At 65.4% G+C, this 1,414-nt stretch carries 1 protein-coding gene and 2 pseudogenes; 1 reads left to right on the forward strand and 2 read right to left on the reverse strand.

The genetic code is table 11. From position 1 onward, the window contains the following. Positions 1-445: pseudogene (locus AHiyo1_RS21160) on the forward strand (hypothetical protein); the annotation flags it as partial. A 28-nt stretch (positions 446-473) separates the two neighbouring features. Here the strand turns inward: AHiyo1_RS21160 and AHiyo1_RS21165 are convergent. Further along, entirely contained in the window at positions 474-1,286 is an 813-nt protein-coding gene (locus tag AHiyo1_RS21165) for a methylenetetrahydrofolate reductase (RefSeq protein ID WP_084784663.1), read from the reverse strand. Positions 1,287-1,302: 16 nt separating this feature from the next. After that, positions 1,303-1,414 (reverse strand): annotated as a pseudogene (locus AHiyo1_RS27490) (lipoyl synthase); the annotation flags it as partial.

The raw sequence follows: 1,414 nt of genomic DNA on the forward strand, positions 1-1,414 counted from the left end.
CGCTCCCGCAGCCGATCCTCCTGAAGATGGCGGCACGGCGGCGGAAATCCCGACGCCGGTGGGCGGCCTGGTGGGTGCCGTCGCCGCGGCGTGCCTTGGCTTGGGCATACTGGCAGGGCCCGTGTTGAACCAGCCACCCAAGCCTGACGCCAGTTACTCCGTGCAGACAGACAATGGCCTGCAGCTCACCGTGGGGCTCGTCAGGAAGGCGTGGGGGACCGAGCTTCAGCTGGAAGGCCGCAGCATGCCGGCGCAAGGCACGATGTACCTGTGGGTCAAGGGCCGCGACGGCACGGAGGAAATGGCGTGCGGATGGACCGCGACGTCCAGTGGCCACATCAAGGTCACGGGTGCGACGCCGGTCCAGCTCGCCGGGATTTCGGGCGTGGAACTGCGCGATGACAACCAAAAGACGGTCGCGGTGATTTCGGTCCCGGGGAGCTAGGGGTCCCCAGGACCTAGGCGGTGCCAGATTACGCGGATGCTGCCTCGCTGGCCTCAGGATCGGGGAGGTCGCTTCGTTCCCAGATGGGCATGTCCAGTCGGTTGAAGCTGTAAAGATGGATTCCCGAGATGCCATCCGGGTGCGCCATGATCTCGGAAACGAGGCCTTCCGGTGAGTACTTGTCCCCGCCTAGAAGCTTCCGGGCAAGGGTTCCTTTATTGCTGAGGAACTTCAGGGACGTCCCGACGCCGATCTGGGCTGCCAAGGCCAGCAGTTTGGTCCGGGGAACGGCCCCGGCCACGCCTGCCCACACCGGCAGCTCGACGCCTTCCCGGCGCAGGAGTGCTGCGTAGTCGAGGATCGTCGGGGCGGAGAAGCACATCTGCGTGACAACGTGCGTGGCCAAGTGTTGTTTGGCCAACAAGGCGTCCAGCAAGTCGAGCCCGCTCACGGAAGGATGTCCCTCGGGATAACCGGCGATGCCCGCCGTGATGCTGCCACCGGTGTACTCGGCGATATCCGCCAAGAGGGGAAGGCTCGATCGGTAGGGGCCGGAACCTTGCGGCCCGTCGCCACCGATGGCGAAGACCTCCCTGATCCCGACGGCCTCGCAGTCCCGGAGGATACCGGAGAGTTGCGCACGGTGCTCCAGCCCGCGTGCCGAGAGGTGCGGAATCACGGTGTAGCCGAGGAGGCTGAGCTTGATTGAAGCCTCCATGGTCCGCGCGATTCCGTGATGGGGCAGGCAGGTAACGGTGAGCGTTGTGGAAAGCGGCACCGCCGCCTGGACTTTCTCAACGATTCCGGCTGAGGGAATGATTTCAATCCGGGTGGGGAACATGCTGGCTCCTTGCCGATCAGGCCGTGGCGTGGTGTGCGAGGAGGGTGCGGGCTTCCTGGCGGGTGGTGCCGGAGTCCTGGATGCCTTCGGCGATGTGGGCCAGATGAGCGGGGATTTCGCGGCCTTTC

Origin of the sequence: Arthrobacter sp. Hiyo1 (assembly GCF_001263615.2) — a bacterium.
Classification (GTDB): Bacteria; Actinomycetota; Actinomycetes; order Actinomycetales; family Micrococcaceae; genus Arthrobacter.

What these genes read in the sequence shown, in the direction of transcription:
- AHiyo1_RS21165 (WP_084784663.1), bottom strand. Translation starts at nt 1,286, where the DNA reads ATGTTCCCCACCCGGATTGAAATCATTCCCTCAGCCGGAATCGTTGAG.